A 25,775-nucleotide genomic window follows, 5' to 3' on the forward strand; every position below is an offset into this window, starting at 1 on the left:
CTCCAAAAGGGCCGCCAACAAGACAGCGAACACCTTTTGAAGAGTTCTGACTAATTGTTCCTCCAGCTCTTTTAATAAAGGCCATTCTGTGGTAAAATGTTTCATGGACTCTCTCCCTCCTGTTTTATTGATGTTGGTCATCACCATCATAGCAGGGAGAGAGTCCTTTTTGCATGACATTTGCTTTTTTCTACCGCGCTTCGCTTGGTGGCCCCGACGAGCGTCGCGAACAAAAGTTCGCAACCCTCGTCGGGGAATCATTCCTGAATGTCACCCACAAATATTTTACTCACACAACTCGTAGATAATCCAGGGATGATGACTGCAATACTTGACCGTCTGTTACATCGAGTTGAAGTGATTCATATGAACAACGAAAGTTACCGATTAAAACATCAAGAAACAATTTTTTCTTAGCAAAAAGTGTTCATCCGAAATGAGCAAAAATTGTTCATTTGGGGTTGACGTTTACAGAGGTATTTCAAGATTCAAAGCTAGCCAATGCCATCCTAGATCGTATTTTACATCACGCGACCGTGATTAATATTGTAGGGGATTCATATCGAATAAAAAATCACTTAGAAAGAGAAAAAGAAAACGAGTAAAAATGTACATTCTTAAACAGTCAAAAGTGTACATGTTTATCTTGACATTTACAGTTTTTATAATGCCCAACGAATTCATTCGGCAAACGGGTACATGTCGCCAATGGAGTATGAGAAGATGCATCAGCAAGGCAAAAAGCAGCAACGCTTCTCTCCACAAGTCACGATATAAGGGGCATCTTTCCTCTTGAGAAGGGGAAGGGGTTACCAAACCGTTCTCCTTATCAAGAGGCCACCAAACGAAGTGCGGTAGTAGGGCTTTAAAATTTTTCTCGATTTTACGTGTCTATTTTCTTGACATAATACCATTTTGGCGTTTATGCTTCTGTTATAAAAACAGGTGAAATTCATGTAGGCGATGAAGTCTTTCTTTTTGAATGATATTTTGCCAAATCACCATCAAACCAAATGTCAACTCTACTAAGCTCCCATGGAAGGATAGAACTTCTTGCATAATCTGTGGTGAAACTCGCTTCATGGTTGGCTAACGGGTACGATACTTCAGAAGGAGTATCGTTTTTCTTGTTGGACTAACGGGCAGTATAGTTGAAGTTACCTAAGTAAACCATTATTGTATTTTTATTTAAATATTTGTATAATTATGTAAAATCATATTTGATAAGGGGGAACTAAAGTGGAACTAATTCCTGGGTCCACTAATTTAATGGATTATCTGGAAGAATTGGATGTTGTAAATTTTTCTCATCATTTAATTCAGAAAAAAATGAATGAATTGTTTCATGAAGGACAGTCAGAAATGGAAAAGGCTAAAATAGCATTTGAATTTGTAAGAGACGAGATTTCTCATTCGTGGGATATACAAAGCACAAGAGTTACATGTAAAGCTTCTGAAGTTCTTTACTATAAAGAAGGAATTTGTTATGCAAAATCAAATTTATTAGCTGCACTACTACGTTCGCAGGGGATACCAACTGGTTTTTGTTATCAACGATTGATGTTGTTTGATACGCCAGAAAAAGGTTATTGTATTCATGCTCTAAATGCAATTTTTCTGAAAACACTTAATAAATGGATTCGATTAGATGCTCGTGGTAATAAAAAGGGAATTGATGCTCAATTTTCAATTGACGAAGAAAAGTTAGCTTTTACTCCTCAAAAAGAACTTGATGAAAGAGATTACCCAATAATTTATGCGAAGCCACATCTAAAAACAATTGCTGTTTTAGAAGAACATACAGATGCATTAGAAATGTATAAAAATCATTTGCCAGAATATTTATAGTTGTTTAAGATAAAGGTGGCGATAGTTGAACAAGGCATACAAAAAAGACCGATTTACTTCGGTCTTTTTCTGTGGTATAAAAATCAACACTGAAATTTAACAAAGCCGAAGATTTAAAAAACTTGATAGGTAAAATTTATCTTTCGAAAACTTTTTATTCTTTTCTTATTTAACTATCCCGAAAATTAGTATTTTCATCATTTGCTGGTGCCGTAAGCACGACATGGAGGTCTATACTGAAAATTTCTCTTTCCAGTATTTTAATAAGGTTATGTAACATAGTTGAACATTCCATTAATTTTACGAACGATTGGCAATAGTTGAGTGACAAAAAGAAAATGTTTGGTTTTTAAAAAATTATCCAAGCGTCTTTGCTTAGTGTGTGTTCAATCTTATGCTAAATGGTCAATGAAATGATGATTGTTTTATGTTGTTATTTGAGATTTTGTACTTCAAAATCTTTTAGTTAATTATCTCAGTGCAGAAAAATTTATGAATTTTAATAATGCAGGAAAAAGGCAAGAAAAAATTATTGACCAAAAATGAGATAATTTATATAATATCTGCAAACAGCACGGAGGTTCGAGTCGTATTCGGTAATAATGAACCAAAAAATGAGGAAATGAAAGAACCCCTTGTTGCATCTGGGTTTGCTTTAATTGAGAGAAATGCACGGTTTCATAATCGACTCAAAATCGTGTGGGGTAGCCCCCCGTGTGGGTTCGACTCCCACCATCGGCACTGTAAAAAACTCCTGCAAAATCATGCAGGAGTTTTTTATTTTTTTAACTATTCTCCTCACCTTGTCCTTTATACTTTCCGCAACAATGTGTTAGAACGGCTGTCTTCCTTTGTTACTCCTCCGATATTTTTCGTTATTCGAAACAATTTAACGAAAGTTTTCGTTAAATTTATGACGGTATATTGTATAGTTAAGTAAGTGTTTTTCAGTTTTATATAAATATTTTATTGACTTTGTTGTAAGTTCTTATTATGATTGAGTTACGAAACGTTTGAAAGAAAGCGTTTTTATATTTTTTTATTAACGAAAAAATTCGTAGGAGGGTGCGATTCATGATTCAGTTTCCGAAAGATTTTGTTTGGGGTGCTGCTACTTCATCATATCAGATCGAAGGAACGGCAACTGGGGAAGATAAAATTTATTCGATTTGGGATCACTTTTCGCGCATACCTGGTAAAGTAGCGAATGGGGATAATGGCGATATCGCAATTGATCATTACAATCGTTATGTTGAAGACATCGCATTAATGAAAGCGCTTCATTTGAAAGCGTATCGATTTTCGACTAGTTGGGCGAGACTGTATTGTGAAACGCCAGGGAAGTTTAACGAGAAAGGTTTAGATTTTTATAAGCGTCTTGTACATGAATTGCTAGAGAACGGTATCGAGCCAATGTTGACCATTTATCATTGGGATATGCCACAAGCCCTTCAAGAGAAAGGTGGCTGGGAAAATCGTGATATTGTTCATTATTTTCAAGAATACGCTGCTTTCCTTTATGAGAATCTTGGGGATGTCGTGAAAAAATGGATTACGCATAATGAGCCATGGGTTGTCACCTATTTAGGATATGGAAATGGCGAACATGCCCCAGGGATTCAAAACTTTACATCGTTTTTAAAAGCAGCACATCATGTTCTTCTCTCACACGGGGAAGCGGTAAAAGCGTTTCGAACAATCGGCCCGAAAGACGGAGAAATTGGAATTACGTTGAATTTGACGCCAGGATATGCGGCGGATCCAAAAGATGAAAAGGCGGTTGATGCCGCTCGAAAATGGGACGGTTTTATGAATCGTTGGTTTTTAGATCCTGTATTTAAGGGACAATATCCAGCAGATATGTTAGAAGTGTATAAAGATTATTTACCAGATGTTTACAAAGAGGGGGATTTACAAACGATTCAGCAACCGATCGACTTTTTCGGATTTAACTATTATTCAACAGCAACATTAAAAGATTGGAAAAAAGGTGACCGTGAACCGATCGTATTTGAACATGTGAGCACAGGAAGACCTGTGACGGATATGAATTGGGAAGTGAATCCAAACGGTTTGTTTGATTTAATGGTGCGATTGAAAAAAGATTATGGCGATATTCCATTATACATTACAGAAAACGGTGCTGCATACAAAGATCGCGTCAACGAAAAAGGTGAAGTAGAAGACGATGAGCGAGTTGCTTATATACGAGAGCATTTAATCGCTTGCCATCGCGCGATTGAACAAGGCGTCAATTTAAAAGGATATTATGTATGGTCGCTGTTCGATAATTTTGAGTGGGCATTTGGCTATGATAAGCGCTTTGGGATTGTATACGTGGATTATGAAACGCTAGAGCGCATCCCGAAAAAGAGTGCATTATGGTACAAGGAAACGATTATAAATAACGGATTAAAAGCAGAAAAAGATAAATAAAGGAGGTGATGGGGGAAGGGAAGAAGTTTTCTTCGTCATAGCGGGAAGTGTCGGGGATTGGCCGCTACTACGAAGAAAACTAAAAGAATTATAACGTGAAGCAAGCAAATGGGCAAATGAAAGGTGTAAACGGTATGAACACATATTATGAAAAAGCGAGGGGGAAAGAATGATGAAGAAACGAGCTCTCATGTTGTTGTTAGCAGTTGTCTTTATGTTCGCGACAGCGTGCAGCAATCAATCTCAAAGTGAGAATGAATCAAAAGATAAAGGTTCAAGTGAAAAGGTCAAGTTGAACATGTGGGTATTCGGAAGCACGGGTTATGAAAAACTAGCTGAAGAATATATGAAAGATCATCCAAATGTTGAAATTAAAATTCAGTCAACGCAGTTTGACGATCATCATAACGCATTATTTACAGCGTTATCAGCAGGAAGTGGTGCACCGGACATCGCGATGATTGAAGTAAACAATATTGAACGTTATCGTGAGGCACAAGATCGTTTTTATAACTTATACGATTTTGGTGCAAAAGACATTAAGGATAAGTATTTAGATTGGAAATGGCGCATCGGTGAAAGCGCAGATGGAAGCTTTTTATTCGGGCTTCCGACAGATATTGGTCCAACAGCTATGTTTTATCGTGCTGACGTGTTTGAAGCAGCAGGACTTCCAACAGATCCAGCTGAAGTTGCAAAGTTAATTCCAGACTGGAATGCATATGCAGAAGTAGCTGCAACAATTAAAGAAAAAACAGGAAAACCAATTGCAGACAACGTTGAACTTGTGTACAACGCATTACGTGATCAAGCTCCTGTGCAATATTTTAACGAAAAAGAAGAATTGCTTATCGAAAAAGAACCGTACATTAAACAAGCATACGACTATACAGTTAGCTTAATTCAAAAAGGTTACCTTGGCAGCAACGGATTGTGGACTCCGGAATGGGGTAACGCGATGGAAAAAGGAAGCTATGCAACGTTGCTTGCACCAGCTTGGATGCAAGGAGTTGTGAAAGGAAATGCACCAAATTCAGCAGGCAAGTGGTTCATTACAAGCATGCCAGGTGGAGCAGGAAACTGGGGCGGTTCTTATTTAACGATTCCAAAAGAATCAAAGCATCCGCAAGAAGCATATGACTTCATTCAATGGCTCGTAGCGCCAGAACAACAATTGAAATCGTTTAAAGATATGGGCTTATTCCCATCTACTCCTTCTGTATATGATGCACCTGAGTTTAAAGATTACAAAGACGAGTACTTTGGCGGAGTAAATACAGCTCAAGTATTTGCAGAAGCAGCACAAAAAGTAAAAACAGTGTATATGGGTAAAAACTACGGACTCGTTCAAGGCGAAATCATCAAAGCGTTGACAAACGTACAGAAGAAAAAAGCTGACCCAGAGAAAGAATGGGAAGAAGCAATTAAACGCATTAAACGTCAACTTGAACGTCAATAAAACACGTGAGGGAGGGATTTATTCCCTTCCCCCTACTATGAATTTTGGAGGGAAATATAAATGGTATCCCATAATCATACAAATGCAACCGTCCGTCTAAAAGGATTGAGTGATAAGAAAAAAACAGCATTAGCTGGCTACTTATTTATTTCTCCTTTCTTTCTTTTATTTGCGATCTTCGGCGCTTTTCCAATGCTGTTTAGCTTTTATTTAGCGTTTCAAAAATGGAATGGGTTCGGTGAAATGACATTTGTCGGAGTGAAAAACTTTTCGCTCATTTTTACTGATCCACTATTTTGGAAATCGATTTATAACACGATTGTAATCGGTTTATTAGGAACAGGTCCACAGTTAATCGCCGCTTTAATTTTAGCAGTTGCTTTAAATTCAGCGATGGTCAAGTTTAAAAGTGTATTTCGTGTCGCTTATTTTGTACCAAACGTAACGTCGATTGTTGCGGTTGCGATTGTTTTTACCGTTTTATTTAGCGAACAAGAAGCAGGGTTAGTGAACGCCACACTTAGCTTGTTTGGAATTTCGCCAGTAAGCTGGCAAACGTCTGAATGGGGAGCGAAAATTGCGATTGCGACGATGATTTTTTGGAGATGGGTTGGATATAACTCGATTATTTTCTTAGCAGGATTGCAAAGTATTCCGAAAGATCTTTATGAAGCAGCCGAGATTGACGGAGCGAAAAAATGGCAGCAGTTTCTTTTCATCACTGTGCCGATGTTAAAGCCGATTATCGTATTCGTCGTATTTACGGCAACGATCGGATCGCTACAAATTTTTGCGGAACCGCTTATTTTCGGCAGTGGATTTAGAGAAGAAAGCATGACGATCGTGTTGTACTTATGGAGAGAAGCGTTCTCGAATAACGCGTTCGGAACAGCATCTGCGACAGCCGTCTCGCTATTTTTACTCATCATTGTATTTACGACAATTAACTTTTTCGCGTCCAATCGTTTAGATAAATCGGGCAAGTAAAAACATGGAGGTGAATAAAGATGTTACGTAAAAAAGGATTTGTGAATAAAGTAACAATCCATGTGTTGTTAATTATCGGTGCGTTACTATCTGTTTTTCCGCTATACTGGATGTTTGTCATGGCGACGCAGCCGAACCATGTCATTAACAAATTACCACCAGCTGTTGTGCCGGGGGATAAGCTAGTAGAAAACTTTCGAAACGTATTAGAAAACGTAGACTTTTTCGGGGCGATGTGGAACTCTTTTGTTGTTGCTAGCTTAACGACGCTGGGGGTGTTATTCTTTAGTTCTTTAGCAGGCTTTGCATTTGCTAAGTTGCAGTTTAAAGGGCGAGAAAAGCTGTTTGCTGTCATTTTAATTACGATGATGATTCCGCCACAATTAGGATTAATCCCGCAATATTTCATTATTACAAAGTTAGGTTGGTTAAACGATTTAAAAGCAATTATCATTCCAGGTTTAGTGAATGCATTCGGTATTTTCTGGATGCGTCAATATATTAAAGATGCGATTCCTGATGAACTGATTGAAGCAGCAAAAATTGATGGATGCAGTATATTCCGTGTATATTGGAATATCGTTGTTCCTTCGATTTTACCAGCTTTTGCGACGCTTGGTATTTTAACATTTATGTTCGTATGGAACGATTTCTTATGGCCGTTAACTGTGTTAAGAGACGAGTCAAGCTACACGATTCAAATTGCTATTCGCGCTCTTCAAGACGCATACGTGAAAGACTATGGCATGATTTTATCGGGAACATTTTGGGCAACATTGCCTTTAGTCGTTGTATTTTTAATGTTTAATAAGTTGTTCATTTCAAGCTTGACGCAAGGATCGGTCAAACAATAGTGACATAGCCGCTAACTAAAGCGCATTCATTTTTAACAGAAAATTTATGTTATAATAAGGGCAAGATTGATGAAGGTAAGAAGGGATCGTATGAAAATTACCATTAAAGAAATTGCAAAATTAGCGGGTGTGTCACCAGGTACGGTATCAAAAGTATTAAATAACTATCATGATGTCGGTGAAGAGACAAAAAAAAGAGTGTTGGAAATTATGGAGCAGACCGGGTATGTGGCTGCTCGCATTCAAAAAGATACCGCTCATAAGTCGAGAGTAGTTGGTGTTATTTACGCCGGGGAAATCAACGCAGATTTTAACCATCCATTTTTTATTGAAGTGATGAACTCTTTCAAGAAAACAATGGGAATGTTCGGTTATGACCTCCTCTTCTTTTCAAACGAACAATTTGAAGAAGGGGAGGAAGACTATTACGAACGTTCGATGCGCTATAAAGTAGATGGAGTAATCATTATTAGTGGTGAAAAAGTGCAGCCATCTATTTATCGTTTAGATATGAGCGACATTCCATGTATCGGGATAGATATTCCCCTTGAAGGGAACCGTTCTGCGTACATTATGACAGATAACTATAAAATTTCTGCGAAAGTAGTAGAGCATTTTTACTTATGTGGCTATCGAAATATCGGCTACATTGGTGGTTTGCCGGGCGCGCAAGTGACAAAAATTCGCGAACAAGGATTTCGTAATACAATGAAGGAATTTGGGTTAACGATTCATGAAGAGTGGTTTGCCCAAGGGGATTTCTTTATGGAAAGTGGCTATGAGGCGATGAAAAAAATATTGCGCTCGTCATATTATCCTGAAGCGGTATTTGCAGCATCAGATTTAATGGCATTTGGTGCAATGAAGGCGGTGAAGGAACACGGGTTAAAAATACCTGAAGATATTGCGATCGTTGGGTGCGATGATATTGATGCATGCAATTATACCGATCCACCTTTAACTTCAGTTCGTCAAGATAAAGAGAAAATCGGACGGCTTGCTGCATATATGTTAAGGGATATTATACACCGCCAATTTCAGCCGAAAGCGGTTATGGTTGAACCGGAATTAATTATTCGTGAATCTTGTGGGAGCAATCGATTGTACGGGATGACATGAGAAACGGTTATCAGAAGATGTGTAGTAAGCAATTTAAAGCTTGTCTTTCCTTTCAAACTTTTAAATCGTTTGAGGATCGTTTTTGAAAGGATGACAAGCTAGTTTTTTATCTTTCTTGTATGGGGAGGATAGGCATTTGATGAAGGGAGTATTGTACGGGGGTGTGTTATTTTTGACTGTAGCGGGAATCATATTTCTCATTGACATCGAAGAAAAAAATATAATCGAGTCCCAAACTAATTCAGAATGGAATTTAGTTTGGGAGGATGAGTTTGATGGTGATCAATTAGACACGTCAAAATGGAACTATGATATCGGAAACGGGTTCACTACTGATGATGGAACATACGTATCTGGTTGGGGGAATCAAGAGTTACAATTCTATCAGAAAGAAAATGTAAGTGTCAAAGACGGAAAGTTAATCATTGAGGCTCGAAAAGAATCCGTTTCTGATGATCATGGAGTATATAATTACACATCTGGAAAAATTCATACAAAAGGAAAGTTTTCTCAGAAATACGGGAAATTCGAAGCGAAAATAAAGTTGCCGGAAGGAAAAGGATATTGGCCGGCATTTTGGATGATGCCAGAAAAAGATGTATATGGTGGCTGGGCAGCTTCAGGTGAAATCGATATAATGGAAGCTGGTGGCTCTAATCCAACGAAAATTGGAGGAGCGATTCACTACGGAAGTCAGTGGCCGAATAATACGTATACCGCGAAAGATTATCATTTTCCAGATGGACAAAGTATAACTGAATTTAATACTTATACCGTTGAATGGGAGCCAGGTGAAATTCGTTGGTATGTAAATGGACAATTGTTTCAAAAATTAAATAATTGGTACAGCATAAATAGTATGAATGGTGAAAAATTTACTTATCCAGCCCCGTTCGATCAACCTTTTTATCTCATATTGAATTTAGCTGTCGGTGGGTGGTATGATGGGGAGCCAGATAAGAACAATGTTTTTCCTGCAAGAATGGAAGTAGAGTATGTAAAGGTTTATGAAAAAGCGGAATATCACCATGCTTCTGATTCTTCATCCTGAATCTATACGATTCAGATAAATTTATAATTGTAAAAAGAGTATTGACTTGTCCTCGGGAAATCGATATAATGTAAGACGTAATTAAAAAACAGGGATTCCTGTTTTTTATTTTTGCATCTTATTCGACAAATTTCTACTTTTTCTGCATGTGCGGATGTAGTTTAGTGGTAAAACCTCAGCCACGAGCGATGCACCGTCGAGTAATCGGCGAGTTGCCTCGACGCATCCATCATCATCGAGTAAGCGAGCAGAGGAAGAGGCATGATCGGGCGTGGCAAATGATTATAGGTATAGTGAATTCTAACCGTGCGGGTGTAGTTTAGTGGTAAAACCTCAGCCACGAGCGATGCATCGTCGAGTAATCAGCGAGTTGCCTCGACGCATCCATCATCATCGAGTAAGCGAGCAGAGGAAGAGCCATGATCGGGCGTGGCAAATGATTATAGGTATAGTGAATTCTAACCGTGCGGGTGTAGTTTAGTGGTAAAACCTCAGCCTTCCAAGCTGATGTCGTGGGTTCGATTCCCATCACCCGCTCCATACATACGGGGACAACGCAGTGTTTCGTTTCGAAGATGAACGGGGCATTGCGTTTTTTTATTTCGCTTGCCCCGCATGCATTATTTAACGAGTTGTGTATGTGCTGTACCACCGTGAATTTGGATAAACATCTCTTTCATCGCTTGTAGCATTTGTTCGCATTGTGTTTCTGTAAATGATGGGAGAAAGTATACGATTTGAATTGCATGTGTTGTTTGTTCCGTAACCATCGTTCGCTTTGAGTCGACGATTGGACTGCCGAATGCCCCTTTAGCGTCTTTTGAGACAAGTTTTCGTTCAAAATTTGTCGTGCGATCATTGATGCCGATATATTCATCTGCTTGTGTACCGATCGTGACAACGATATCTCCTATAAGATGATCTCGGTCATAAATGCCGATCGGTAGTTTATAATATAAGGAAAAAAAGTTATTGACATCAGCAGCTGAATGAATGGATGGAATAAAAGTTTGCTTTTGTACGCGCCGAAGCAAACTTTCTGATGAAGGACGGTATCGGCTTGCATCTGTGCCAATTTGTTTAAATACAGATCGCCATTCTTTCACTTCCGGCCATTCAGCTAACGGAGTTTGTTCCATATCAAAATATAACAGTTCTTGAAATTGACGAAGTTTCCCCTTTAACATGCTAGGAGATGGACCGACGACGATGTGTTCATATGTAAGCACTCCGATTTTAAAATGGGAAATATGTTGTTTAATGCTGTCGCAAATGGTTAACATATCGTTCACTCCTTTTTCTTTACATTGTAACATAAACAAAGTGGGAAGGAGGGATGGGAGATGGACGTTGAAGCACTAAAGGAAGAAATCATTCAATATAGCCGAACGATCGGCATTGATAAAATCGGTTTTGCAAGTGCTGATCCGTTTTTTGAATTAAAAGAAAGGTTGCGTCAGCAGCAACAACTTGGCTATCAATCAGGATTTGAAGAGCCTGACATTGAAAAGCGGACAACCCCATCTTTATTGCTTCCAGAAGCACGTTCTATTATCGCTATCGCCCTTGCATATCCGTCGAAATTAAAAAATGCTCCACGAAGTACAAAAAAAGAGCGTCGTGGAATTTTTTGTCGAGCATCTTGGGGGCGAGATTACCACGTCATTTTGCGCGATCGGCTGCAAAAATTAGAGCAATTTATTTTAGAACGGGTGCCAGATGCAAAAGTGAAATCAATGGTTGATACAGGAGAATTGGCAGATCGTGCGGTAGCGGAACGGGCAGGGATCGGATGGAGTGGAAAAAACTGCTCGATTATTACACATGAATTTGGTTCATACGTTTATTTAGGTGAAATGATTACGAATATCCCATTTCCTCCGGATACGCCAATTGAAGACGAATGCGGGACGTGCACGCGCTGCATTGATGCTTGTCCGACAGGAGCGCTTGTACAAGGCGGACAGTTGAATGCCCAGCGGTGCATTGCCTTTTTAACGCAAACGAAAACGTTTATCCCTGATGAATTCCGAGATAAAATCGGAAACCGATTGTATGGGTGTGATACGTGTCAACTTGTTTGTCCGAAAAATAAAGGAAAAGACTTTCACTTCCATCCAGAGATGGAACCGGATCCAGAGGTTGTGAAGCCTTTATTAAAACCGCTTCTTCATATGACCAATCGTCAGTTTAAAGAAACATTTGGACATATATCTGGTGCATGGCGTGGAAAAAAACCGATTCAACGAAATGCGATCATTGCATTAGCCCACTATAAAGATGAAAGTGCAATTGATGATTTATTCACGTTGCTTCGAGAAGATTCACGCCCAGTCATTCGCGGAACGGCGGCATGGGCGCTTGGAAAAATCGGAAATCGTAAAGTTGTGCCGATGCTCCAACAAGCGAAACAACGCGAACAAGATGAAGAAGTTATTCGCGAAATCGACAAAGCGTTAGCGATGCTTGAAAACGTGTAGTTGTTTTTCGTCCGTTTATGACATAACGTAATAGAAAACGAAAAAGTGGGGAACGGAATGAGAAAACAACTGCACGATCTCCTTTATGAACGCATTCGTCATTTTTTTGTTAGCGACGTGTCTGATGAAGAAATGGAACGAAAAAGAAAGCTGTTAGCTAAGCGCAATGCAAAGCTTGTGAAATGTGAAGGAAAAGGTACAATTATCGAAAAAAAGCATATTGCTCCGTATACGTTTGTGCGTTATGTTGTTCACTTTCGTTTTTTCATTTGGCAAAGCGGATGGATGTATGTTGAGGAACAACAAGAGGTGCGCGAAGCTGTATTTGAGGGGCGGGAACTTGTTAGCCATCGCCTTGTTTTACCAACGATTGAAACAGAGCAAATCGAAAAGAAGGAAGAACGGGATGATGATGAACGCATCCGCTATACGTATGATCGACTAGCAGCAGTCCGGTATGCTGAAATATGGTGGAACGATTATAACCCCGCGTTTCATACATTTTCCGTGGATTGTACAAATTTTGTTTCACAATGTTTGCATGCGGGCGGCATTCCGATGATGGGCTATCCAAATAAAACAAAAGGATGGTGGACGCGCAAAAACGACTGGAGCTATACGTGGACGGTCGCACATGCGTTTCGTTGGTATTTAAGTGGATCGAAAACAGGCATTCAAGCTATTGAAAAAAAATCACCAGAACAGTTGTCTCTTGGTGATGTCATTTGTTATGATTTTCAAGGGGACGGGCGATTTGATCATACGACGATCGTCGTTGCCAAAGATAAACAAGGGATGCCGCTTGTGAATGCCCATACGTCCAATAGTCGCATGCGTTATTGGTCGTATGAAGATTCCACAGCTTATACGTCGAATATTCAATATAAGTTTTTTCATATTATTGATCATATATAGGAGTGAAGAGCGTGGGTTTACATGTTGTGTTGTACCAACCAGAAATTCCAGCAAACACAGGAAATATCGCGCGTACATGCGCGGCGACAGGAACGTCATTACATTTAATTCGACCGCTCGGATTTTCAACTGATGACAAAATGTTAAAGCGTGCCGGATTAGATTATTGGGAGTATGTTGACGTTCATTATTACGATTCATTACAAGAGCTTTTCGAAAAATATAAGGAAGGCCAATTTTTCTTTATTACGAAGTTTGGAGAAAAATATTACACATCGTTTGACTATAGCGATCAAACGAAAGACTACTTTTTCGTTTTTGGTCGCGAAACAAGCGGATTGCCGAAAGATTTAATTGAAAACAACATGGAACGTTGTTTGCGCATTCCGATGAATGAATACGTCCGTTCGCTCAATTTATCGAACACAGCTGCTATCCTCGTGTATGAAGCGTTAAGACAACAAAACTTTCCAAACGTATTTTAAGCGACTTTCGAATGAAAGTCGCTTAATTTTTTACTTCTGGCTTATCATTATATCCTGCTGTGAAGATCGCCGCCAAAAAGGCACCGATTACGCCAAGAACGAGAAGCGTCTTCATATACAATCTCCTCCCTTGATGAAGTGACAACAAATGTCCACGTTTTCATTATAGCTTAATTGCATGTCGGGATGAAAGTCATTCTTTCACGAATGATCCCGGACATCCTTGCATACATATGGTATTAATCACAATGCTAGATCACAACGGTGGAGGAGGTCCGTGTATGGACATTTTAAAAAAAATACAAAAATATAGAGAAGAAGAACAGAAGTTAAAGTGGGAAGGGACATTTGCGGAATATTTAGAAATCGTAAAAGAAAAGCCGTGGGTGGCTCAGTCTGCTCACTCTCGCGTTTACAATATGATTAAAGATGCTGGCATCGAAGAAGTAGATGGGAAGAAAAAATACAACTTCTTTAGCGGTCAATTATTCGGGCTTGAAGAAGCGTTAGAACGACTTGTGGAAGAATATTTTCACCCAGCCGCGAAGCGATTAGATGTTCGAAAGCGCATTTTGTTGTTAATGGGACCGGTAAGCGGTGGAAAATCAACGCTTGTAACGATGTTAAAGCGAGGGCTTGAGGCGTATTCATATACGGATCGTGGCGCCGTATACGCCATTAAAGGATGTCCGATGCATGAAGATCCGCTTCATTTAATTCCGCACAACTTGCGCGATGAGTTTTATAAAGAGTATGGCATTCGTATCGAAGGAAATTTGTCGCCATTAAATATGATGCGGCTTGAAAAAGAATATGGTGGGCGCATTGAAGATGTGATGGTCGAACGCATCTTTTTCTCAGAAGATAAGCGCGTTGGAATTGGGACGTTTAGCCCATCCGATCCGAAGTCGCAAGACATTGCTGATTTAACGGGAAGCATTGATTTTTCTACGATTGCTCAATATGGGTCAGAATCGGATCCGCGCGCATATCGCTTTGATGGAGAGTTAAACAAAGCAAATCGCGGCATTATGGAATTTCAAGAAATGTTGAAGTGCGATGAAAAGTTTTTATGGCATTTGCTTTCTTTAACGCAAGAAGGAAACTTTAAAGCAGGACGTTTTGCGCTTATTAGTGCCGATGAATTAATTGTTGCTCACACGAACGAAACAGAGTATCGTTCGTTTATTGCGAATAAAAAGAACGAGGCGCTTCATTCGCGTATTATCGTTATGCCAATTCCATATAACTTAAAAGTGTCAGAAGAGGAACGCATTTATGAAAAAATGATTCGTGAAAGCGATGTGGCGGACGTGCATATCGCCCCGCATACGCTCCGAGTGGCAGCGATGTTTACAATTTTAACGCGTTTGAAAGAGCCGAAACGTGGTGATATTGACCTTGTGAAAAAAATGCGCTTGTATGACGGTGAGCTTGTCGAAGGATTTAATGAAGTCGATGTAGAGGAATTGAAAAAAGAATACCCGGATGAAGGAATGAGCGGCATTGATCCACGCTATGTCATTAATCGCATTTCGTCTTGTATTATTCGGAAAGAAGTGCCGTCCATTAATGCGCTAGATGTATTACGGGCGTTGAAAGAAGGATTAGAGCATCACCCGTCTATTTCAAAAGAAGATCGGGAACGTTATTTAAACTTCATCTCGATTGCGCGAAAAGAATACGACGAAATTGCAAAGCGGGAAGTGCAAAAAGCGTTTGTTTATTCGTATGAAGAATCGGCAAAAACGTTGATGGACAATTACTTAGATAATGTAGAAGCATACTGCAACAAAGCGAAAATTCGCGATCCGTTAACGGGGGAAGAAATGAATCCAGATGAAAAGTTAATGCGATCGATTGAAGAACAAATCGGCATTTCAGAAAATGCGAAAAAGGCGTTTCGTGAAGAAATTTTAATTCGCATTTCGGCATATGCACGAAAAGGTCAGCGCTTTGATTATAATTCACATGAACGGTTACGCGAAGCCATTCAGAAAAAGCTGTTTGCTGATTTGAAAGACATCGTCAAAATTACGACATCAACAAAAACGCCGGATGAACAACAATTAAAGAAAATTAATGAAGTTGTCGCCCGTTTGATTGACGAGTACGGTTACAATTCCACTTCGGCAAATGAGTTGCTTCGTTATGTCGGAAGTTTGTTAAACAGATAAGCATGCCGCACTTGGCATGCTTTGTTTTATCATTTTAGAAAACAGGCTTGTCTAAAAGAAAGGGATTCGAGTAATTTTCGAAATCATTTGTCAATTTTTTTCGGTCGCTGCATAGGATAAAGTAACCAACCATTCATTCATTCATTCATCATTTTTAACAGCCAACATATTGTATGCAAGAAAAAGGGAAAGTGTGCATCATTATTTTACATGTAGGAGGGGAAAAAATGAGTAGAAACTTCGTTGTGTCAAAAGAAGATTGGTCCCTCCATCGAAAAGGCCACGATGATCAAAAACGGCACGAAGAAAAGGTAAAAGAAGCGATTAAAAATAATCTTGGCGATTTAATTACAGAAGAAAGCATTATTATGTCAAATGGTCGCGATGTCATAAAAATACCGATTCGTTCGTTAGATGAATATAAAATTCGTTATAATTATGACAAAAATAAACATGTCGGCCAAGGCGATGGGGACAGTCAAGTTGGCGATGTGATTGCGCGCGACGGTTCTGGCGACGGTCAAAAAGGACCAGGAAAAGGTCAAGGAGCAGGTGATCTAGCTGGGCAAGACTATTATGAAGCAGAAGTGTCTTTAATGGAGTTAGAAGAAGCTTTGTTTAGTCAATTGGAACTTCCAGATTTAAAGAAAAAGCAACACGCAGATCACGTTGTTCAACATATCGAATTTAATGATATTCGTCGAACAGGATTAATGGGAAATATTGATAAGAAAAAAACGATGATGGCTGCGTTTAAACGAAATGCATTAAGCGGTAATCCAAGCTTTTATCCAATTTATCCAGAAGATTTAAAATTTAAAACGTGGAATGAAGTCATTAAGCCAGATTCAAAAGCAGTTGTCATTGCGATGATGGATACGAGCGGATCGATGGGCGTATGGGAAAAGTATATGGCTAGAAGTTTCTTCTTTTGGATGACGCGTTTTTTAAGAACAAAATATGAAACGGTAGATATCGTTTTTATCGCTCATCATACCGAAGCAAAAGTTGTAACAGAAGAAGAATTTTTCACAAAAGGGGAAAGCGGTGGAACGATTTGTTCATCAGCGTATCGAAAGGCGCTTGAAGTCATTGAAACGACCTATTCACCGACGAAGTATAACATTTATCCATTTCATTTTTCCGATGGCGACAACTTAACATCCGATAACGCGCGCTGTGTGAAGCTCGTGCAAGAGTTAATGAAAGCATCGAATATGTTTGGATACGGGGAAGTAAATCAGTACAATCGCCATTCCACGCTTATGTCCGCATATAAGCATATTAAAGATGAAAAGTTTCGCTACTACATTTTGAAACAAAAGTCTGATGTACTGCAAGCGATGAGAAACTTTTTCCGAAAAGAAGAACAGAAAACGCTTGTTTAAACCCTTGTGTGATACAAGGTTTTTTTTTGCGAAAAAATAGTTGACAAACGGGTGGGGGTTTTGTAATATACTCATAGAGGTAATGGTAATAACTTATTTTTTACAATGAAATATACCCTTATGAGTATAGAGAGGTGAGGAAAATGAAACATATCTCCCCACAAGAACTAGAGCAACAATTAAAAGAGGGGCGTGCACTGAGCATTATTGACGTGCGCGAATATGAAGAAGTGGCGCATGGGAAAATTCCAGGCGCACGCCACATTCCGCTCGGCCAATTGCTTGAGCGAATGAATGAAATTGATAAAAATGAAGAGCATATTCTCGTTTGTCGCTCAGGAAATCGAAGTGGTATGGCTTGTCAATTGTTAGAAAGCTACGGATACCAAGTCGTGAATATGACGGGCGGTATGCTTGAATGGACAGGTGAGATCGAACGATAGGAGGGAATCGAATGAATGTAGATCTTGTCGTTGATGCGCGTGGGCTATCTTGTCCAATGCCGATCGTTCGCACGAAAAAGGCAATGGAACAGCTACAACCTGGCCAAGTGCTGGAAGTGCAAGCAACGGACAAAGGATCGCTTGCCGATATTCAAGGCTGGGCAAAAAACACAGGGCATCAATATATCGGCACGATTGAAGAAGGGGATGTACTCAAACATTACCTTCGCAAAGCGAATCCGACAGAAAGCAAAGAGGAAACGAAATATCCTCACGTTGTCGCGTTAGACGAATTGCAAAAGAAAGTAGAAAACAATGAACAAGTATTTATTTTAGACGTACGCGAGGAAGCGGAATATGTGTTTGGACATATTCCAGGAGCGTATCATATTCCGCTCGGACAGCTGTCCGAACGAATGAATGAATTAAATAAAGATGAGACGATTTACGTCATTTGCCGAACAGGCAATCGTAGCGATCTCGCTGCGCAACAATTAGCTGAAAAAGGATTCACACATGTATTTAACGTCATTCCGGGCATGACAGAATGGAAAGGAACAATGATTAAAGGAGGAAATGAACAATGAACAAACGTGTAGCAATTATTGCAGCAAATGGTGGATTATTCGATGCATACAAAGTATTTAACATTGCGACAGCAGCGGCAGCAACAGAAGCAGAAGTAGCGATTTTCTTTACATTCGAAGGATTAAATTTAATTCATAAAGAAGCGTATAAGCAATTGCCACTTCCAGAAGGAAAAGAACAAATTCAACAAGGATTTGCTCAAGCGAACGTTCCATCGATCCCTGAACTTGTAAGCATGGCTCAAGAAATGGGTGTGAAATTCATTGCTTGTCAAATGACAATGGATGTCATGGGATTAACAAAAGAACATTTTGTAGATGGCATCGATGTTGGTGGAGCTGTCACATTCCTCGATTTTGCGAAAGATGCTGACATTACGTTGACGTTCTAAGGAGGAAAAGCATGAAAGCAGATCTTGGACGTTCTAAGGAGGAAAAGCATGAAAGCAGATCTTGTCGTTGATGCAAAAGGGTTGGCGTGCCCAATGCCAATCGTTCGTACAAAAAAAGGAATGGATACACTACAATCAGGTCAAGTGTTAGAAATTCATGTGACGGATAAAGGAGCTAAAAACGATTTGTCCGCATGGGCAAAATCAGCGGGTCATGAAATGATTGACATGGCCGAAGAAGGCGACGTACTAAAATTTTGGATTCGTAAAGCGTGAGAAGCATCGGGCGTATGTCCCGATGCTTCATACAAGGAGTGAACTAGCATGGATATCGGCTTTATTGTGACGATTTTTCTCATTGGATTTATCGGTTCGTTTATTTCAGGAATGGTTGGAATTGGCGGATCGATCATTAAGTATCCGATGCTTCTTTACATTCCACCGTTGCTTGGCTACGCTGCATTTAGTGCTCATGAAGTATCCGGCATTAGCGCCATTCAAGTATTTTTCGCAACAATTGGAGGCGTTTGGGCGTATCGGAAAGGTGGATATTTAAACAAAACGTTAATTATTTACATGGGAACGAGCATTTTGCTCGGTAGTTTCATCGGCGGTTATGGTTCAAAATTAATGAGTGAAGGCGGCATTAATATCGTTTATGCAGCGTTGGCAACGATTGCGGCCGTTTTGATGTTCGTTCCGAAAAAAGAAATTGATAACATTCCACTCGATCAAGTGACATTTAATAAGTGGCTCGCTGCCGCATTAGCATTTATTGTCGGAGTGGGCGCTGGAATTGTTGGAGCTGCTGGTGCATTTATTCTTGTACCAATTATGCTCGTCGTACTAAAAATTCCAACACGTATGACGATTGCTACATCATTAGCTATTACGTTTATTTCATCAATTGGGGCAACAGTAGGAAAAATTACAACAGGGCAGTTCGAGTTTTGGACGGCATTGATTATGGTTGTTGCAAGTTTAATTGCTTCCCCGATCGGAGCAAACGTTGGTAAAAAGGTCAATACAAAAATATTGCAGTTTATTTTAGCTGCCCTCATCGTAGCAACAGCTATTAAAATTTGGTTGGACATTTTGTAAAAGATGTTGAAAAATTCATCCTTTATGTTATAATACTATTAGGGGTATATAAAATAGTGAACATAAAGGAGGAATGGTAATATGAAACAAGTAACGGTATATACGACGACGACATGTCCATATTGTACATTGCTAAAGAACTTTTTAGCTGAACGAGGCATTCCTTTTAGAGAAGTGAACTTGCATCAACATCCTGAAGCTGTTGACTACGTTGTTCGCTCGACTGGACAAATGGGCGTGCCACAGACAGAAATTAACGGACGATGGGTCGTTGGATTTGATCCGCAACGAATTATGCAATTGTTACAACAATAATTTTTTTACTTATATAAATACCCTATAAGGTATAAGGAGAGGTGGATATTACATGGCAGTATATGCATTAACAGCACAACAAATCAATGAGATGATTGTTAATAAGGAACCATTTTTCTTATTCGATGTTCGCAATGAATCAGATTTTGCAGATTGGAAAATTGAAGGAGATCACATTGAATATTTAAACGTTCCTTATTTTGAATTAATTGATGGCGTTGAGCCTGTGTTAGAACGTTTACCGAAAGATAAAAAAATCGTCGTTGTTTGTGCAAAAGAAGGGTCTTCGATGATGGTCGCTGACATGCTTGCTGAAAAAGGTTTCGAAGTATTTTATTTAAAAGGCGGCATGAAAGCATGGAGTGAATATTTATATCCAGTTGTTGTATACGAAGATGAAAATATGAAAGTATATCAATTTATTCGTGTTGGTAAAGGTTGCCTTTCTTATATGGTCGTATCGGGCAAAGAAGCGCTTATCGTTGATCCATCTCGATTTATTGATGTATATAAGGAAGTGGCGCAAAACGAAAACGTAACGATTACACATATCGTCGACTCTCATTTACATGCCGATCACATTTCTGGCGGATATGAATTAGCAAAACAAACAGGAGCGAAATATTATTTAATGAAGAGTGAAGGTGCGGTATTTGAATTTGAGCCGTTAGAAAATCATGATCGCATCGAATTTGAAAAAGTAAGCCTAGAAGTATTAGCAATTAAAACGCCAGGTCATACCCCAGGTAGTGTATCATTTTTCGTAAACAATAAATTGCTCTTCTCTGGTGATACGATTTTCGTAAGCGGTCTTGGTCGACCAGATCTTGGCGGAAAAGCGCGCGAGTGGGCAAAAGATTTATACGATACAGTGTATAACAAAGTAGCACAAATTGCTGATGATGTTATTGTCCTTCCTGCTCACTATGCAAACTTTGATCAAGAAGTGAATGAGCAAGGATATATCGGGAATACGTTAGGAAACATTCGCCAAATGAACGAAATAATGCAAGGTAAAACGGAAGAGGAGTTCGTTGAACATGTGGCGCAATCCGCTTCTTCTGAAACACCACCGAACTTTGAAGACATTATTGCCATCAATCGTGGTGTGAAAGATGCAACGCCAGAGCAACAACAAGAACTTGAAATCGGTCCGAACCGTTGCGCTGTTCATCATACACATTAAAAAGGAATTTTATTCAACCTCGCTATGTGCGAGGTTTTTTCGATTTTGTGAAACTTTTTGGACACAATAGTCGTATATAACGTATGTGGAGGTACTCTCTTTCATTTTCGGCTATTTTTCATTAAAATATAAAATAACGGAGGGATGATATTATGTTTTTTCACCCAATGGATTTCCTTATTTTAATTGCTTTCGCTGTGTCGATTTGGGCGCAATTTAAAGTGAAAGGAAACTTTAGCAAGTGGTCAGATGTACCTGCTTCCTCTGGATTGACGGGAGCAGAAGTGGCGCGTCTCATTTTAGATCGCAATGGATTATACGATGTGCCAGTGGAACTTGTTCCAGGTACGTTGACAGATCATTACGATCCAATTGCTCGCGCTGTTCGTTTATCAGAGCCGGTTTACTATGGCCGCTCGATTGCAGCTGTATCGGTAGCTGCCCATGAAGTAGGGCATGCGGTGCAACATCAACAAGCATATGGTGCGCTCGTTTTACGCCATCGTATGTTCCCAATTGTAAATTTGACATCTGGAATGGCTCCATTCCTTCTTCTTGGCGGGTTTTTATTGCAACAGTTTTCGTTAATTGGTTTAGGGATTATTTTGTTCTCGTTTGCCGTAGCGTTTCAAGTCATTACGCTACCTGTTGAGTTTAATGCAAGTTCACGTGCAAAAGATTTTATGATCGCAGAAGGTATTATTCGCAATGAAGAAGAACGTGGGGTAAATAAAGTATTAAATGCCGCGGCATTAACGTATGTTGCTGCAGCGCTTATTTCGGTGTTAGAATTAATTAAGTATGTACTTATTTTTGTGCAAGGAAATAATGAAGATTAATAAATAGGAGGTGGCATCCGCACGCATGTATGCGTGCGGACGTTCGTTGGACATATTTAGTTTATGGATGATTGTTTTTCTTATTGGGCTTACCGGTTTTTTTGTCGCTTCGGAATTTGCGATTGTAAAAGTGCGCTCATCGCGCATTGATCAACTGATTGAAGAAGGTAACAAAAAAGCGGTGGCAGCAAAGCATGTCATCACTCATTTAGATGAGTATTTATCAGCAAATCAACTTGGAATTACGATGACCTCACTCGGCCTTGGTTGGCTCGGAGAACCGACGGTAGAACGGGCGCTTCGTCCGCTTTTTGACGAGTTTCATGTCTCGCCATCATTTGCCCACGGTGCTTCTTTTATTGTCGCATTTGCGACGATTACGTTTATTCATGTCGTTGTCGGTGAATTAGCACCGAAGACGATTGCGATTCAAAAGGCCGAAACAATTACGTTATGGACGGCGCGCCCACTCATGTTGTTTTATCGCGTCATGTATCCGTTTATTTGGTTGTTAAATGGGTCTGCGCGTTTAGTCGTTCGTTTATTTGGTTTTCAGCTATCTAACGAACAAGAATTGGCTCATTCTGAGGAAGAGTTGCGTCTTCTGTTATCGGCTAGTTATAAAAACGGAGAAATTAATCATACAGAATATAAGTATGTGAATAACATTTTCCGTTTTGACGATCGTGTCGCAAAAGAAATTATGGTTCCACGCAAAGAAATTGTTGCGTTAGATGTCAATGATTCGATGGAACATGTATTGCAAACAATCCGTGAAGAAAAATATACACGTTATCCTGTTATTGATGGCGATAAAGATCATATTCTCGGATTAATAAATGTAAAAGAGTTGTTTACGGACCTTGTTGTAAACTGTCAACAGCGAAGGGAACTGCGTGAATATATACGCCCAATTATTCAAGTGATTGAAACGATTCCTATCCAAGATTTACTTGTGAAAATGCAAAAAGAGCGCATTCATATGGCAATTTTAGTTGATGAGTACGGAGGGACATCCGGTTTAGTCACAGTTGAAGACATTTTGGAAGAAATTGTCGGAGAAATTCGAGATGAGTTCGATACAGATGAGACTCCGCTTATTCAAACGATTGATGAAAATCGAACAATTGTGGATGGGAAAGTGCTCATTAGTGAAATTAATGATTTATTCGGCTTAGAAATTGATGATACAGACGTTGATACAATCGGGGGATGGATGTTAACAGAACGTTACAACATTCGTCCAGGAGAGCAAATTGAGTGTGGTGACTATACGTTTACAGTCATTCAATTAGACGGTCATCATGTGAAAAAAATTGAAGTGACACGTCGCCCTCGAGCAGTAGATGTAGTGACGGATATGAACGAAGAGGCTGCGTTATAGGAACGCGCCTCTTTTTATATTGCCGAAAATCGCTTCATCAGGTAGGACAGAACAGGTGATCGGATCGTTTGTAAACGGGTGTGGAAAAGAAAGTGAGATCGCGTGTAACGCTTGTCGATCGATCCACGGTTTTCCCCCATATAACGTATCCCCAACTAATGGATGTCCGATATAGCTCATATGGACGCGAATTTGATGTGTTTTTCCTGTATCAAGCGTCAAACGAACGAGCGACACATTTTTTTGTTTGTCATATTGGAGACGTTCATAGTGAGTAATTGCTCTCTCTCCTGTTTTCGATACGCGACGTCTCGTTGGATGATGACGATCGCGACCGATTGGAGCTTTAATCGTTCCTTTTTTTTGTTTCACATATCCATGAACGAGTGCAACGTATGTGCGATGAATCGTTCGTTCCGCTAAATATTTATCGAGTACAGCGCCAGCAAGCGCATGTTTAGCAAATAAAATGGCGCCGCTCGTATCGCGATCAAGGCGATGAATATGTCGGACTTTGCTATAAATTCCTTCACATTGAAAGTGAAATGCGACCGCATTTGCTAACGTATTTGTTTGGTTTGGCTGCGCCGGATGGACGTCCATATGTGCGGGTTTGTTAATGACGAGCACATGATCGTCTTCAAACAAAATATGAAGCGGGAAGTATGTTGGCATCGGTTCAATCGTTTCGTCTTTTATATGTACCCCAATATGATCGTTTAGTGAAATGATTGTGTGTAAAGGAACAGTTTTCTTATTTACTGTCACTCCTTTTGTCATTCGCCATTCATGCAACATTTTTTTAGGAACGAACCATTTTGTTTGGAATGCTTGTTCAAGCGATAGGCCAACCCATGATGATGGCGCTTCAAGCATCAGCCAATTTCCTTTTTTCTGTACATTCATTCGCCTCACTCTTTCTATACAATAAATTACCAACACCATAAAGTGAGTTGATATGTTACAATTTCGTTATAGATTAGGAAATGAAATGGAAAAAGGTGAGATCAATTGAAAACCGTCTATGTTGCTACGGAAGAGCAAAAGCAATATATTCAATCGCTTATTGAGCAATTTTATACATGTATTTTTCCAAAATATTTCACAGATCATGAAATTGAAACATTTCAATCGCTTGGTATATTACAGTTTCAATCTTCCACATACGATGGAACGTTAAAAGAGGCGTTTGAGATTATTTCTGCATTACAATCGTTACAAGCGATTATTGAATTTGCTTCGTTCCATCGCGTTTCTTACTACAATCATTTGTTCCAACGCAATGTAGAGCAATTAGCGCGACACGGAATAAGCTTCCCGCTTACACCTGAACATTTTTTACACGAAAAAGATCATTACGTGAGCATATATATGAAACCTGCTCATTCTTGGGTGATGTAAAAAAGCCTTCACGACGAAGGCTTTTATTTTGTTTGTTCAAACCATTTTCGAAATACGTCTTCTTCATAATATCCTTCAATACGTGCGACTTCTTTCCCATTTTTAAATCGGACAATTGTTGGTGTCGCTTCAATGTCGTATTCATCCCATCCTTCTTCAAATTCAAGGAGGTTAAATTGCTTTAAGTCGATGCCCATTTCTTTCGTTAACGGCACAACGATTGGCGTTGTTTTTTTACAAAATTCACACGTTGAGCTGTAAAAGTAAACGGTCATCGTTTCTTTATTGTTTAACGCTTCTCTTAATTCGTCAGGTAAAATAATGTTTTGATAATTCGGATCGTCAAGAAGGTCGATCGTGGCTGGATGTAGCTCTTCTTTCCCAAACGGGTTTCCTTCCGCTTTTTGTTTTTGCGTATATGATGTAATCCAAGCAAGTGCGCCGAATAAAACGATAATGATACCGCCGAAAATAAGTAATTTTTTCATTCTTCTTTCCCTTCTTTCTCCATTTTTATAAGACGATAGCTTATGACGCTAATGAAAATAAAAGCAACAAGTGCTAAAAAGGGAATCGTAATAAACCCGAGCCAGTTAATATACTGTCCTGTACACGGTGCAATACCGCATGATGGAGCAGTATTTCGGAAAAATGTCACTTTTTGAATGAGATAATGATAAGAAGAAATCATGCCACCGACAACAGATAGCATAAGCGTATAACGAGCGATCTCAAACTCTTTGCGCACAAAAGCCATGCCAAGCAAAAATACTTGCGGGTACATGAAAATACGCTGATACCAACAAAGTTCACATGGGATAAACTTCAGCACCTCAGAAAAATAAAGGCTGCCAAGCGTAGCGATGAGTGCAACGATCCAAGCGGCTAACAAATGATTTTCTCTCTGCGCCATGATTCCACCTTCTTA

General features: G+C 39.4%; 26 protein-coding genes, 1 tRNA gene and 3 pseudogenes. 26 read left to right on the forward strand and 4 right to left on the reverse strand.

Translation table 11 applies throughout. The features are described from left to right. Positions 1–294 precede the first annotated feature (294 nt). The 11 genes and pseudogenes from LH47_RS16370 to LH47_RS06540 form a co-directional block, all read left to right on the forward strand. Positions 295–417: pseudogene (locus LH47_RS16370) on the forward strand (ATP-binding protein); the annotation flags it as partial. Positions 418–464: 47 nt separating this feature from the next. Continuing rightward, a pseudogene (locus LH47_RS15135) lies at positions 465–605 on the forward strand (ATP-binding protein); the annotation flags it as partial. 306 nt (positions 606–911) lie between these two features. Beyond that, positions 912–986 (forward strand): annotated as a pseudogene (locus LH47_RS17155) (MOSC domain-containing protein); the annotation flags it as partial. A gap of 253 nt (positions 987–1,239) precedes the next feature. Continuing rightward, positions 1,240–1,848 (forward strand): transglutaminase-like domain-containing protein, encoded by a 609-nt coding sequence (locus LH47_RS06500; protein WP_043965808.1) that lies wholly within the window; start codon positions 1,240–1,242, stop codon positions 1,846–1,848. Positions 1,849–2,922: 1,074 nt separating this feature from the next. Beyond that, positions 2,923–4,284: a GH1 family beta-glucosidase gene (locus tag LH47_RS06510; RefSeq protein ID WP_043965812.1), complete on the forward strand. Its 1,362-nt coding sequence runs from the start codon at positions 2,923–2,925 to the stop codon at positions 4,282–4,284. Positions 4,285–4,453: 169 nt separating this feature from the next. Continuing rightward, positions 4,454–5,743: an ABC transporter substrate-binding protein gene (locus tag LH47_RS06515; protein WP_043965814.1), complete on the forward strand. Its 1,290-nt coding sequence runs from the start codon at positions 4,454–4,456 to the stop codon at positions 5,741–5,743. 60 nt (positions 5,744–5,803) lie between these two features. After that, positions 5,804–6,730, forward strand: a complete 927-nt coding sequence (locus LH47_RS06520; protein ID WP_043965816.1) for a carbohydrate ABC transporter permease — start codon at positions 5,804–5,806, stop codon at positions 6,728–6,730. A gap of 20 nt (positions 6,731–6,750) precedes the next feature. Continuing rightward, entirely contained in the window at positions 6,751–7,584 is an 834-nt protein-coding gene (locus tag LH47_RS06525; RefSeq protein WP_042534649.1) for a carbohydrate ABC transporter permease, read from the forward strand. A 90-nt stretch (positions 7,585–7,674) separates the two neighbouring features. Beyond that, positions 7,675–8,703 (forward strand): LacI family DNA-binding transcriptional regulator, encoded by a 1,029-nt coding sequence (locus LH47_RS06530; RefSeq protein ID WP_043965820.1) that lies wholly within the window; start codon positions 7,675–7,677, stop codon positions 8,701–8,703. A 139-nt stretch (positions 8,704–8,842) separates the two neighbouring features. Continuing rightward, positions 8,843–9,754, forward strand: a complete 912-nt coding sequence (locus LH47_RS06535) for a glycoside hydrolase family 16 protein (RefSeq protein ID WP_052585016.1) — start codon at positions 8,843–8,845, stop codon at positions 9,752–9,754. A 466-nt stretch (positions 9,755–10,220) separates the two neighbouring features. Continuing rightward, positions 10,221–10,294: transfer RNA gene (locus LH47_RS06540), tRNA-Gly, on the forward strand. An 80-nt stretch (positions 10,295–10,374) separates the two neighbouring features. Here LH47_RS06540 and LH47_RS06545 read toward each other — a convergent pair. Next, a complete protein-coding gene (locus LH47_RS06545; RefSeq protein WP_043965822.1) occupies positions 10,375–11,037 on the reverse strand; it encodes a B3/B4 domain-containing protein in 663 nt (220 codons plus the stop codon). Positions 11,038–11,097: 60 nt separating this feature from the next. Here LH47_RS06545 and queG point away from each other — a divergent pair, with 60 nt between their 5' ends. The 14 genes from queG to LH47_RS06615 all read left to right on the forward strand — a co-directional run bounded on the left by queG (position 11,098) and on the right by LH47_RS06615 (position 23,446). Further along, positions 11,098–12,234: a tRNA epoxyqueuosine(34) reductase QueG gene (queG, locus tag LH47_RS06550; RefSeq protein ID WP_043965825.1), complete on the forward strand. Its 1,137-nt coding sequence runs from the start codon at positions 11,098–11,100 to the stop codon at positions 12,232–12,234. Between the two features lie 57 nt (positions 12,235–12,291). Next, positions 12,292–13,149, forward strand: coding sequence for an amidase domain-containing protein (locus LH47_RS06555; protein ID WP_043965827.1), 858 nt, complete (start codon positions 12,292–12,294; stop codon positions 13,147–13,149). An 11-nt stretch (positions 13,150–13,160) separates the two neighbouring features. Next, entirely contained in the window at positions 13,161–13,634 is a 474-nt protein-coding gene (trmL, locus tag LH47_RS06560; protein WP_003399162.1) for a tRNA (uridine(34)/cytosine(34)/5-carboxymethylaminomethyluridine(34)-2'-O)-methyltransferase TrmL, read from the forward strand. Positions 13,635–13,915: 281 nt separating this feature from the next. Further along, positions 13,916–15,811 (forward strand): PrkA family serine protein kinase, encoded by a 1,896-nt coding sequence (locus LH47_RS06565; protein WP_043965831.1) that lies wholly within the window; start codon positions 13,916–13,918, stop codon positions 15,809–15,811. A gap of 227 nt (positions 15,812–16,038) precedes the next feature. Next, the gene (gene yhbH / locus LH47_RS06570) at positions 16,039–17,199 is read left to right on the forward strand and encodes a sporulation protein YhbH (RefSeq protein WP_043965833.1); all 1,161 of its coding nucleotides are present in this window, start codon (positions 16,039–16,041) and stop codon (positions 17,197–17,199) included. Between the two features lie 143 nt (positions 17,200–17,342). Then, on the forward strand, positions 17,343–17,642 hold the full coding sequence (locus LH47_RS06575; protein WP_043965835.1) for a rhodanese-like domain-containing protein: 300 nt from the start codon (positions 17,343–17,345) through the stop codon (positions 17,640–17,642). A gap of 11 nt (positions 17,643–17,653) precedes the next feature. Next, the gene (locus LH47_RS06580; RefSeq protein WP_021095473.1) at positions 17,654–18,229 is read left to right on the forward strand and encodes a sulfurtransferase TusA family protein; all 576 of its coding nucleotides are present in this window, start codon (positions 17,654–17,656) and stop codon (positions 18,227–18,229) included. Continuing rightward, positions 18,226–18,621, forward strand: coding sequence for a DsrE/DsrF/DrsH-like family protein (locus LH47_RS06585; RefSeq protein ID WP_009362055.1), 396 nt, complete (start codon positions 18,226–18,228; stop codon positions 18,619–18,621). Before LH47_RS06580 ends, LH47_RS06585 begins: the two co-directional genes overlap by 4 nt. A 48-nt stretch (positions 18,622–18,669) precedes the next feature. Then, a complete protein-coding gene (locus LH47_RS06590) occupies positions 18,670–18,897 on the forward strand; it encodes a sulfurtransferase TusA family protein (protein ID WP_009362054.1) in 228 nt (75 codons plus the stop codon). A 48-nt stretch (positions 18,898–18,945) separates the two neighbouring features. Beyond that, the gene (locus LH47_RS06595) at positions 18,946–19,722 is read left to right on the forward strand and encodes a sulfite exporter TauE/SafE family protein (RefSeq protein ID WP_043965837.1); all 777 of its coding nucleotides are present in this window, start codon (positions 18,946–18,948) and stop codon (positions 19,720–19,722) included. Positions 19,723–19,803: 81 nt separating this feature from the next. Further along, on the forward strand, positions 19,804–20,037 hold the full coding sequence (locus LH47_RS06600) for a glutaredoxin family protein (protein WP_009362052.1): 234 nt from the start codon (positions 19,804–19,806) through the stop codon (positions 20,035–20,037). A gap of 52 nt (positions 20,038–20,089) precedes the next feature. Then, positions 20,090–21,223, forward strand: a complete 1,134-nt coding sequence (locus tag LH47_RS06605) for an MBL fold metallo-hydrolase (protein WP_043965839.1) — start codon at positions 20,090–20,092, stop codon at positions 21,221–21,223. Positions 21,224–21,375: 152 nt separating this feature from the next. Then, positions 21,376–22,062 carry a zinc metallopeptidase gene (locus LH47_RS06610; RefSeq protein ID WP_043965841.1) on the forward strand — a complete coding sequence of 229 codons (687 nt, stop codon included), beginning with the start codon at positions 21,376–21,378 and terminating at the stop codon, positions 22,060–22,062. Positions 22,063–22,108: 46 nt separating this feature from the next. Next, entirely contained in the window at positions 22,109–23,446 is a 1,338-nt protein-coding gene (locus LH47_RS06615) for a hemolysin family protein (protein WP_043965871.1), read from the forward strand. On the opposite strand, the gene LH47_RS06620 is transcribed toward LH47_RS06615, so the two are convergent. Next, on the reverse strand, positions 23,441–24,352 hold the full coding sequence (locus tag LH47_RS06620) for an RluA family pseudouridine synthase (RefSeq protein WP_043965843.1): 912 nt from the start codon (positions 24,350–24,352) through the stop codon (positions 23,441–23,443). The two genes, LH47_RS06615 and LH47_RS06620, sit on opposite strands and share 6 nt — an antisense overlap. Positions 24,353–24,457: 105 nt before the next feature. Between LH47_RS06620 and LH47_RS06625 the strand changes: the two genes are divergently transcribed. Beyond that, entirely contained in the window at positions 24,458–24,847 is a 390-nt protein-coding gene (locus LH47_RS06625; protein WP_043965845.1) for a DUF5365 family protein, read from the forward strand. A 23-nt stretch (positions 24,848–24,870) separates the two neighbouring features. On the opposite strand, the gene LH47_RS06630 is transcribed toward LH47_RS06625, so the two are convergent. Together LH47_RS06630 and LH47_RS06635 are read right to left on the reverse strand one after the other, a co-directional pair. Then, entirely contained in the window at positions 24,871–25,335 is a 465-nt protein-coding gene (locus tag LH47_RS06630) for a thioredoxin family protein (protein ID WP_043965847.1), read from the reverse strand. Further along, a complete protein-coding gene (locus LH47_RS06635; protein ID WP_043965849.1) occupies positions 25,332–25,760 on the reverse strand; it encodes a disulfide formation protein C in 429 nt (142 codons plus the stop codon). The genes LH47_RS06630 and LH47_RS06635 overlap by 4 nt, the downstream gene beginning before the upstream one ends. Positions 25,761–25,775 lie beyond the last annotated feature (15 nt).

This window comes from Anoxybacillus thermarum, from assembly GCF_000836725.1.
Lineage (GTDB): Bacteria > Bacillota > Bacilli > Bacillales > Anoxybacillaceae > Anoxybacillus > Anoxybacillus thermarum.

What these genes read in the sequence shown, in the direction of transcription:
- LH47_RS06510 (WP_043965812.1), top strand. Translation starts at nt 2,923, where the DNA reads ATGATTCAGTTTCCGAAAGATTTTGTTTGGGGTGCTGCTACTTCATCA.
- LH47_RS06515 (WP_043965814.1), top strand. Translation starts at nt 4,454, where the DNA reads ATGATGAAGAAACGAGCTCTCATGTTGTTGTTAGCAGTTGTCTTTATG.
- LH47_RS06520 (WP_043965816.1), top strand. Translation starts at nt 5,804, where the DNA reads ATGGTATCCCATAATCATACAAATGCAACCGTCCGTCTAAAAGGATTG.
- LH47_RS06525 (WP_042534649.1), top strand. Translation starts at nt 6,751, where the DNA reads ATGTTACGTAAAAAAGGATTTGTGAATAAAGTAACAATCCATGTGTTG.
- LH47_RS06530 (WP_043965820.1), top strand. Translation starts at nt 7,675, where the DNA reads ATGAAAATTACCATTAAAGAAATTGCAAAATTAGCGGGTGTGTCACCA.
- LH47_RS06535 (WP_052585016.1), top strand. Translation starts at nt 8,843, where the DNA reads ATGAAGGGAGTATTGTACGGGGGTGTGTTATTTTTGACTGTAGCGGGA.
- LH47_RS06545 (WP_043965822.1), bottom strand. Translation starts at nt 11,037, where the DNA reads ATGTTAACCATTTGCGACAGCATTAAACAACATATTTCCCATTTTAAA.
- queG (WP_043965825.1), top strand. Translation starts at nt 11,098, where the DNA reads ATGGACGTTGAAGCACTAAAGGAAGAAATCATTCAATATAGCCGAACG.
- LH47_RS06555 (WP_043965827.1), top strand. Translation starts at nt 12,292, where the DNA reads ATGAGAAAACAACTGCACGATCTCCTTTATGAACGCATTCGTCATTTT.
- LH47_RS06565 (WP_043965831.1), top strand. Translation starts at nt 13,916, where the DNA reads ATGGACATTTTAAAAAAAATACAAAAATATAGAGAAGAAGAACAGAAG.
- yhbH (WP_043965833.1), top strand. Translation starts at nt 16,039, where the DNA reads ATGAGTAGAAACTTCGTTGTGTCAAAAGAAGATTGGTCCCTCCATCGA.
- LH47_RS06575 (WP_043965835.1), top strand. Translation starts at nt 17,343, where the DNA reads ATGAAACATATCTCCCCACAAGAACTAGAGCAACAATTAAAAGAGGGG.
- LH47_RS06580 (WP_021095473.1), top strand. Translation starts at nt 17,654, where the DNA reads ATGAATGTAGATCTTGTCGTTGATGCGCGTGGGCTATCTTGTCCAATG.
- LH47_RS06585 (WP_009362055.1), top strand. Translation starts at nt 18,226, where the DNA reads ATGAACAAACGTGTAGCAATTATTGCAGCAAATGGTGGATTATTCGAT.
- LH47_RS06590 (WP_009362054.1), top strand. Translation starts at nt 18,670, where the DNA reads ATGAAAGCAGATCTTGTCGTTGATGCAAAAGGGTTGGCGTGCCCAATG.
- LH47_RS06595 (WP_043965837.1), top strand. Translation starts at nt 18,946, where the DNA reads ATGGATATCGGCTTTATTGTGACGATTTTTCTCATTGGATTTATCGGT.
- LH47_RS06600 (WP_009362052.1), top strand. Translation starts at nt 19,804, where the DNA reads ATGAAACAAGTAACGGTATATACGACGACGACATGTCCATATTGTACA.
- LH47_RS06605 (WP_043965839.1), top strand. Translation starts at nt 20,090, where the DNA reads ATGGCAGTATATGCATTAACAGCACAACAAATCAATGAGATGATTGTT.
- LH47_RS06610 (WP_043965841.1), top strand. Translation starts at nt 21,376, where the DNA reads ATGTTTTTTCACCCAATGGATTTCCTTATTTTAATTGCTTTCGCTGTG.
- LH47_RS06620 (WP_043965843.1), bottom strand. Translation starts at nt 24,352, where the DNA reads ATGAATGTACAGAAAAAAGGAAATTGGCTGATGCTTGAAGCGCCATCA.
- LH47_RS06630 (WP_043965847.1), bottom strand. Translation starts at nt 25,335, where the DNA reads ATGAAAAAATTACTTATTTTCGGCGGTATCATTATCGTTTTATTCGGC.
- LH47_RS06635 (WP_043965849.1), bottom strand. Translation starts at nt 25,760, where the DNA reads ATGGCGCAGAGAGAAAATCATTTGTTAGCCGCTTGGATCGTTGCACTC.